Annotated in this window: 9 protein-coding genes; 4 read left to right on the top strand and 5 right to left on the bottom strand. The window is 67.9% G+C overall.

Going from position 1 to position 6,582, the window contains the following annotated elements; all coding sequences use genetic code 11:
* Positions 1-66: 66 nt before the first annotated feature.
* The 5 genes from GXW74_RS22675 to GXW74_RS22655 all read right to left on the bottom strand — a co-directional run bounded on the left by GXW74_RS22675 (position 67) and on the right by GXW74_RS22655 (position 3,907).
* Positions 67-1,425: a recombinase family protein gene (locus GXW74_RS22675; RefSeq protein ID WP_211848868.1), complete on the bottom strand. Its 1,359-nt coding sequence runs from the start codon at positions 1,423-1,425 to the stop codon at positions 67-69.
* On the bottom strand, positions 1,422-1,937 hold the full coding sequence (locus GXW74_RS22670; RefSeq protein WP_211848867.1) for a DUF2924 domain-containing protein: 516 nt from the start codon (positions 1,935-1,937) through the stop codon (positions 1,422-1,424). Before GXW74_RS22670 ends, GXW74_RS22675 begins: the two co-directional genes overlap by 4 nt.
* A gap of 284 nt (positions 1,938-2,221) precedes the next feature.
* Positions 2,222-2,887, bottom strand: a complete 666-nt coding sequence (locus GXW74_RS22665; protein ID WP_211848866.1) for a hypothetical protein — start codon at positions 2,885-2,887, stop codon at positions 2,222-2,224.
* A gap of 10 nt (positions 2,888-2,897) precedes the next feature.
* Positions 2,898-3,179: a helix-turn-helix domain-containing protein gene (locus tag GXW74_RS22660; protein WP_211848865.1), complete on the bottom strand. Its 282-nt coding sequence runs from the start codon at positions 3,177-3,179 to the stop codon at positions 2,898-2,900.
* The gene (locus GXW74_RS22655) at positions 3,179-3,907 is read right to left on the bottom strand and encodes an ImmA/IrrE family metallo-endopeptidase (RefSeq protein WP_211848864.1); all 729 of its coding nucleotides are present in this window, start codon (positions 3,905-3,907) and stop codon (positions 3,179-3,181) included. Before GXW74_RS22655 ends, GXW74_RS22660 begins: the two co-directional genes overlap by 1 nt.
* Before the next feature lie 289 nt (positions 3,908-4,196).
* Between GXW74_RS22655 and GXW74_RS22650 the strand changes: the two genes are divergently transcribed.
* From GXW74_RS22650 to GXW74_RS22635, 4 genes are read left to right on the top strand one after another with little or no spacing between them, the layout of a single operon-like run.
* Positions 4,197-4,757 (top strand): sigma factor, encoded by a 561-nt coding sequence (locus tag GXW74_RS22650; RefSeq protein ID WP_211848863.1) that lies wholly within the window; start codon positions 4,197-4,199, stop codon positions 4,755-4,757.
* Positions 4,758-4,789: 32 nt separating this feature from the next.
* Positions 4,790-5,206 carry a hypothetical protein gene (locus GXW74_RS22645; RefSeq protein WP_211848862.1) on the top strand — a complete coding sequence of 139 codons (417 nt, stop codon included), beginning with the start codon at positions 4,790-4,792 and terminating at the stop codon, positions 5,204-5,206.
* Positions 5,206-5,742: a hypothetical protein gene (locus tag GXW74_RS22640; protein ID WP_211848861.1), complete on the top strand. Its 537-nt coding sequence runs from the start codon at positions 5,206-5,208 to the stop codon at positions 5,740-5,742. Before GXW74_RS22645 ends, GXW74_RS22640 begins: the two co-directional genes overlap by 1 nt.
* A complete protein-coding gene (locus GXW74_RS22635) occupies positions 5,742-6,581 on the top strand; it encodes an ATP-binding protein (RefSeq protein WP_211848860.1) in 840 nt (279 codons plus the stop codon). Before GXW74_RS22640 ends, GXW74_RS22635 begins: the two co-directional genes overlap by 1 nt.
* The last annotated feature ends 1 nt before the right edge of the window (position 6,582 follow it).

The raw sequence follows: 6,582 nt of genomic DNA, 5'->3' as shown, positions 1-6,582 counted from the left end.
ACTGCCGCGGCGCAAAACCCATCGCCAACGCCCGTTCCAGCCCGCTCCCACACCTCCAACAAACGATCAGGCGCGTTTCGCAGAGATCTCCTCGGGTGCGAATGTGCCGAGATCTCTGACCAGCCCGGCCAGTCCCTCGACGCGCAGCCGGATGTCGGCGCCACCAGGCCCAACCACCACCCGCTCCACGAGCGCCCGTACGATTCGTGCCTGCTCGGCGGGAAACAGCTCCTCCCACAGCGGATCGAGCCGGCGCAGCGCGTCCTGGACCTCACGCTCCGTCAGGTCTGGCGCCTCGCGCCGAGCGGCGAGCCAGGTGCCGACCACGATCTCCGGCTGCCGCAGCAGAGCGCGGACCTGGCTGACCACCGCGCCCTCGATTTGCGCGGCCGATACGCGCCGCACGATGTGGTCATCCACGACCATGTCGGCCTTCAGCACCCGCTGGGCGACATAGTAGCAGTAGCGCCGGCCATTCTTCACCGCATGCGTCGGCGACATCGCGCGACCATCGATGCCAAAGATCAGCCCCTTCAGCAGCGCCGGGGCGTGCTGCCGGTTCTGCGCGGCCCGAGTTCGCGGGCTCACCTGCAGGACGGTATGCGCCCGGTCCCACAGTTCCCTCGGTACGATGGCCTCGTGCTCACCGCGATAGACATTCCCTTTGTGTGCCACCTCGCCGATGTAGGTCCGCAGGTTCAGCGCCTTGTAGACGTCTCCCTTGTCCAGCAGCTTGCCGGACTTGCTGCTGATGCCCTCGGCTTGCAGGCGGCGGACCGTCTCGACGCCCGAGCCGGTCTCGACGAACAACTCAAACACGCGGCGCACACGCGCTGCTTCTGGCTCGTTCACGATCAGCTTCCGGTCGACGACGTCGTAGCCAAGCGGCACCTTCCCGCCCATCCACATGCCGCGCGTCTTCGACGCGGCCACTTTGTCGCGGATGCGCTCGCCGATGATCTCCCTTTCATACTGCGCGAAGCTCAGCAGGATGTTCAGCGTCAGCCGGCCCATGCTGGTGGTGGTGTTAAAGGACTGCGTGACGGAGACGAAGGTGACGCCATGCGCCTCCATCGTCTCCACCAGCTTGGCGAAGTCCATCAGCGATCGAGACAGCCGGTCTATCTTGTAAACGACGATGACGTCGACCAGCCCCTGCTCGATGTCGGCCAGCAGGCGCCTCAGCGCAGGGCGCTCCAGGGTGCCGCCACTGAACCCGCCGTCGTCATAGTGATCCCTGACCAGGGTCCACCCTTCCACCCGCTGGCTGGCGACATAGGCCTCGCAGGCCTCGCGCTGCGCATCGAGGGTGTTGAACTCCTTGTCGAGGCCCTCGTCGGTGCTCTTCCGGGTATACACGGCGCAACGGAGTTTCTTCGTGGTCGCCGGCATGGTGCCATCGGCAGGGAGCTTGCGGCGGCTCATGCGCCCGCCCTCCCCTTCAGCCCAAAGAAGGTCCAGCCGTTCCAGCGCGTGCCGGTGATGTGGCGCGCGATGGCGGAGAGCGAGCGATACGGCCGCCCCTCAAACTCGAAGTCATCGGCCCGGACGGTGACGACATGCTGGACGCCGTCATGCTCGCGGATCAGCCGCGTGCCCGGAAGCGGCCGGCTGTCGGCGCGGATACGCCGCAGCACGACATTGCCGCCGTCCAGCTGCTCGCCCAGCGCCTCGAGGCGCGCCCGAGTCTCCGGCTTCAGCCCGCCATAGGCCAGTTCCTGGATCCGGTAGGCGAGCCGGCTGGTGATGTAGCTGCGGCTGAACGGCGGCGGCTCCTTGCCGAACAACTCCCGCCACTGCTGCTTCAACTGCGCGATCGGCGCCGTCTTGAGGGCGGCGAGGCGCGGCAGCACCTGCGCCAGCGGGATCTTCGGGACGGTGGGCGCCGGCGGCGCGGCATCCTGCTGCTTCACCTTGCTGGTCGATCGTCGGGTCATGCGACTCCCTTTCTCCTGGGGTTCGCATGACGGCGCTGCCGGGCGGTCGAGTGTAGGCGAACGTCTCCGCGAGCCTCGACCTGCGTGGAATCACGGGCGAGATCCTCGGCAGCGCGGCTGCGCAGCCGCAAAATGCCGCGCGCGAGGAGGTCGCAGACCTCGCGGAGGTGGGGTGCAAGGTGATGATTGATCGGTGTGGGAGGCATGGCGATCCACAATCGTCCTGCCCCTTATCTACGGATCTGCGCGGCGTCGTTCTCACGGCATCGCGCAGCACGTGATGATCAGGCGGCGCGCTTCTTCGCTTCCGGTCCGAACATCGCCCACACATCGCGAAGGCGGCGCTTCAAGGTGCTGTCATCGGGCACCTTGAGCCCCTTGGACGCGAACCAGGCCTGCATGTGGCGGATCAGGGCTGCCTGGGACTCTGGCACCCCTTCGAAATAGAACAGCCGGCACGCTTCCAGCCTTGCGGCATCCCAATCATGGGTCGGTTGTACCCCGCGGCGAGAAAGGACAGGCGCGTCCGCCTCGTGATCGCCGTCCTGCGCTTCGAGGCGACGCCATTCTTCGCGGCGCACCCCGAGCTCGTCGCGCGTGACCAGCAGGCCCTCCTGATCCGGGTTGCCCGTTTCGATGCTCGTATACCCAGCACCTTCCGTCGGCAGCGCGTGCACGACACCGGTGCCGTTGCGCAAGATGGTCCAGCCGTCGACGGGGTAGAGATCGACCAGGCCATTCAGTGTGCGAAAGCCGGCCGGAATCCTGAACCCATGGCCATCACCGTCCTCCTCCCACTCGCCAATTTCGACGCGCAGGCCAGCAACCGGGACACTGAGCCGCAGTTGCCCCTCGGCCGCCATGACCCCCATGTCGACGAGCGACAGACCGAAATGAGCGCCGACGTCGTCGATGCTGAAGAAGCGCTTGTGTTTGGGCCGCGTCGCCATGTCAGATTCCTCAGCCAGCGGCGAATGGGCGCATCCGCCGATAGGCGAGCACCACCTTGCCGATGTCCCGTCGCATATCAGGCGGCAGGCGCTGCGCCTCCACGAACAGGTCGTCGAGCTGGATGCCGAGGATCGCCGCGGCGCGCTGCACGAGTTCGTCGCTGGGTGGCTTCTCGATCTCCCGTTCGACGCGCGACCAGTAGCCGGGCGAGATGCCCATCCGCTCCGCCATGTCATTGAGCCCGATGCGCAACTCCGTGCGCCGGGCGCGAACCGCTGCCCCAAACGCCATCACACCTCTCCCTGGATGAGGCCGTAGCGCGCCAGGCGCACGGCGATGAACCGTTCCGACACGCCGAAATCTCCGGCGAGGGCCGCCATGACACCGGCGACGGCGTCGGGTGGGTTGCCGGAGGCAAGGACGGGGCTGCCCGACCGGCCCTGATGTGGTCCACGCGCCAAACGCAGCCCCTCGCCACGGGCATGGGCCAGCAACCGCGTGTGCAGCGGCACCGGTGGCGCCAACAGCGCCCCCATGAACTCATTCGCCCGACCCTCAGCACCGCGGCCCACGCGGTCCAGTGCCTGCGGCGAACTGGCGACGGCACGATAGCGCCGCGGACCGTCGTCCAGCGCGGCCGGCACGTCGAACAGCAGATGCCCAAGCTCATGCGCGGCGGTGCTGAGCGCGAGATCTGGCCGATGGGCGGTCATCGGCCCGTTGACCGCGAGAAAAGCCCAACCCGGCTCGTCGGGATCGGTGTCGCACAGGCCGAGCACGGGCCGGCCCATCTCGTCCTGCAGCGCGCCCGCGATGTCCCAGGACACCAGCAGCCGGCGCCCGTTCACGGCCACGTCTCGACTGACCTCGAGCAACGCGGGGAGAGATAGGGCCAATTCGCTTGGCTCGCGCGGGATCTGCTGACGCACCTGCCCGGCGACCGCCCGGATGGCGGCCACGGTGAGCGAGCGTGGCGCCCCGCTCTCCGGTCGGCAGGCATAGTCGATCGTGAGTGTCATAGGAGTGCGGTCCTCGGGAAGCCACGTTTCGGCAACGCGTGTGTTCACTGTATGTTCTGATGCCAGGCGGCGTCCAGCAGTCGTTTGCCGGGGTGGTGCGCAAATCGGAATTCGGCACCTCGCGAGCGCCGGGGGGCGCCGGTCTGCATCTAACCCATTGAAAGAACATCGGTGCGGAAATCGATCGGGGGCATTTCCGCCCCATTCGGCACCTTTCCGCCCTCGTCGCACCGGGGAGCGCTGTGCTGGCCTGAGGTCGTCGCAATCGCCTCAGCCAAGGATCCGCACCGTGCCCGAGCAACAGTCCCGACAGGCAGAGAATCCCCAGGAATGGGACAATGATCGTGTCCGGGTGGCGCTGGCGTCAGCCCGTCACCATGCCGGCCGCTTCTCCCGGCACCGGCGTCTGAGTCGCGCGGATCGGGAGGACCTGACCCAGGACATCCTGCTCGCCATCGTCGCGGCAGCCGACCGCTACGATTCGAGACGGGCCTCCTGGTCGACCTTTGTCAGCCTGCTCGCCCAGCACGTGGTCATCGATCGTGCGCGGGCGCCGGCCTCGATCGACACCGTTCCGCTCGACGGCAACGACGGCCACGGCATTGCCAGCACGCTCCCGGCAGCCTGGTTCGATCCCGACCTGCCGATCGCGCTACGCAGCGCCGCCATCGAACTGCCGGGTGCTTCGCGGGCCCTGCTCGGCCTGATCGTCGCGCATCGCGACGTGGTTGATGCGCGTGACGCGAGCGGGGTGTCGTCCGCGACCTTCTATCGCGCTCTTGCCGATCTCCGCTGCTGGCTCCGTGCGGCGGGCGCGCATCCCTCCGCCTTCACCGCGTCGAGGTCGTGAGAACGGATTCTCGCTGATCCGTATGAAACCAGATGACGACCTTGCGTGAGAGGGAGAGCCGACCGGTGCGCTTCACACCCCCAGAGATGCTGTCGACCGAAATCCTGCTGAACTTGGAGGATCTGCTCGACGTCGTGCTGACCGAGAATGGCCTGTGCGATCGCTACGCTGATGCGTCGCCCGGCGATGCCATCGTCTATCACATCGGCCTGCTCGCCCGCGATCGCGACAAGGTGGCCACCGAGCTGTCGCCCGAGCGCCGCGAGGATCTCGAGGCAGTGGCGCGCCGCGTCTGGGCGATGGCGGAGGCTGGCCTCGGTCATCTCGTGCAGCGCCGCGTCGCCGAGGGGCGCTGCGCCTATCTGCTGATCGTCCGGCCGCGGCCGCGCAGCGCGCGCAGCGCCGCGGGCTACGTGCTGGCCGACCTGCTCGGTCGGGAGGCGGCGTGATGGACTCCCCCCGCCGCAACCACCCGACGATTGACGACATGCGCCTGTTGCCGATCGGCAAGGTGATCGATCTGCCGGCCGAGCATCTCGCGCTGCTGCAGGAGGAGGCGCGCTCCCGGCTCGACATCGCGAAGCGCGCGCTCGACTGGATCCAGGGCGCCATCGCCATGCGCTATGAGCAGCGCGCCATCGGCGCCCGCGCTGCCGCCGGGAAAGACACCGGCACCGTCCGCTTCCAGGACGGCAACGTCGAGGTCACGGCCGACCTTCCTAAGAAGGTCGAATGGGACCAGCACCGGCTGGCCGCGCTCGCCGAGCAGATCCGCGCCGGCGGCGAGGATCCCGGAGAGTACGTCGAGGTCAGCTTCAAGGTGGCCGAGCGCGCCTATGCCGCCTGGCCCGAGCGCATCCGCAATGCCTTCGAGCCGGCGCGGACCGTGCGCACCGGCAAGCCGACCTACCGCCTGACCATCTGCACCGAACGCGAGCTGCGCGACGGCGGCATCGCCATTCCCTTCACCGGGGGGATCGGCTGATGGCGCTACGCATCGTCACCGCCGACGAACGCCTCTCGCGCGCGGCCAACAAGACCACGCTGGCGCTGTTCGGTCCCAGCGGCGTCGGCAAGACCACCCAGCTCAAGACCCTGCCGCCGGCCGAGACCATCTGCATCGACCTCGAGGCGGGGATGAAGTCGGTCCAGGACTGGCCCGGCGACAGCATCCCCGTGCGCTGCTTCGAGGACGCCATCGACATCGCCTGTCTCGTCGGCGGCGTGAATCCGGCCGCCGATCCGAACGGCTTCTTCTCGGAGGGGCACTACCAACATCTCGCCGCGGCCCATCCCGACCTGGTGCGGCTGCTCGCCGGGAAGTCCATCGTCTTCCTGGACAGCATCACCGATCTGACACGCCAGGCGATGGCCTGGGCCAAGCTGCGACCCGAGGCTTTCTCGGAAAAGACCGGCAAGCCGGATACCCGCGGCGCCTATGGCCTGCTGGCGCGCGAAGTCATCGGCCTGCTGAAGCACCTCCAGCATGCGCCGGGCAAGACCACCATCATGGTCGGCATCCTGGAGAAGGTCACCGACGAGTTCGGCAAGGTGACCTGGCAGCCGCAGATGGAAGGCGGCAAGGCCGCGCGGGAACTGCCCGGCATCGTCGATCAGGTCGTCTCCATGGGGCTGTTCAGCCGCGAAAGTGACGCCTGGCGCTACGACCCGGAGCGCGGAACGGAACGCCGGCTGGTCTGCCGTGCTGGCAATGCGTTTGCGCTGCCCGCGAAGGATCGGTCCGGTCGCCTCGATGAGACCGAGCCGGCCGACCTCGCCGCCCTGCTTCGCAAGATCAACGCCCACACCAGCGCCCAGGGGTGAT

The organism is Neoroseomonas eburnea (assembly GCF_018129005.1).
Classification (GTDB): domain Bacteria; phylum Pseudomonadota; class Alphaproteobacteria; order Acetobacterales; family Acetobacteraceae; genus Neoroseomonas; species Neoroseomonas eburnea.
Note: the sequence above shows the minus strand (reverse complement) of the source record. Positions and strands in the feature narration are given on the sequence as shown.

Bases quoted from the DNA above. Each gene is read 5' to 3' on its own strand.
- GXW74_RS22675 (WP_211848868.1), bottom strand. From the start codon at position 1,425: ATGAGCCGCCGCAAGCTCCCTGCCGATGGCACCATGCCGGCGACCACG.
- GXW74_RS22670 (WP_211848867.1), bottom strand. From the start codon at position 1,937: ATGACCCGACGATCGACCAGCAAGGTGAAGCAGCAGGATGCCGCGCCG.
- GXW74_RS22665 (WP_211848866.1), bottom strand. From the start codon at position 2,887: ATGGCGACGCGGCCCAAACACAAGCGCTTCTTCAGCATCGACGACGTC.
- GXW74_RS22660 (WP_211848865.1), bottom strand. From the start codon at position 3,179: ATGGCGTTTGGGGCAGCGGTTCGCGCCCGGCGCACGGAGTTGCGCATC.
- GXW74_RS22655 (WP_211848864.1), bottom strand. From the start codon at position 3,907: ATGACACTCACGATCGACTATGCCTGCCGACCGGAGAGCGGGGCGCCA.
- GXW74_RS22645 (WP_211848862.1), top strand. From the start codon at position 4,790: ATGACGACCTTGCGTGAGAGGGAGAGCCGACCGGTGCGCTTCACACCC.
- GXW74_RS22640 (WP_211848861.1), top strand. From the start codon at position 5,206: ATGGACTCCCCCCGCCGCAACCACCCGACGATTGACGACATGCGCCTG.
- GXW74_RS22635 (WP_211848860.1), top strand. From the start codon at position 5,742: ATGGCGCTACGCATCGTCACCGCCGACGAACGCCTCTCGCGCGCGGCC.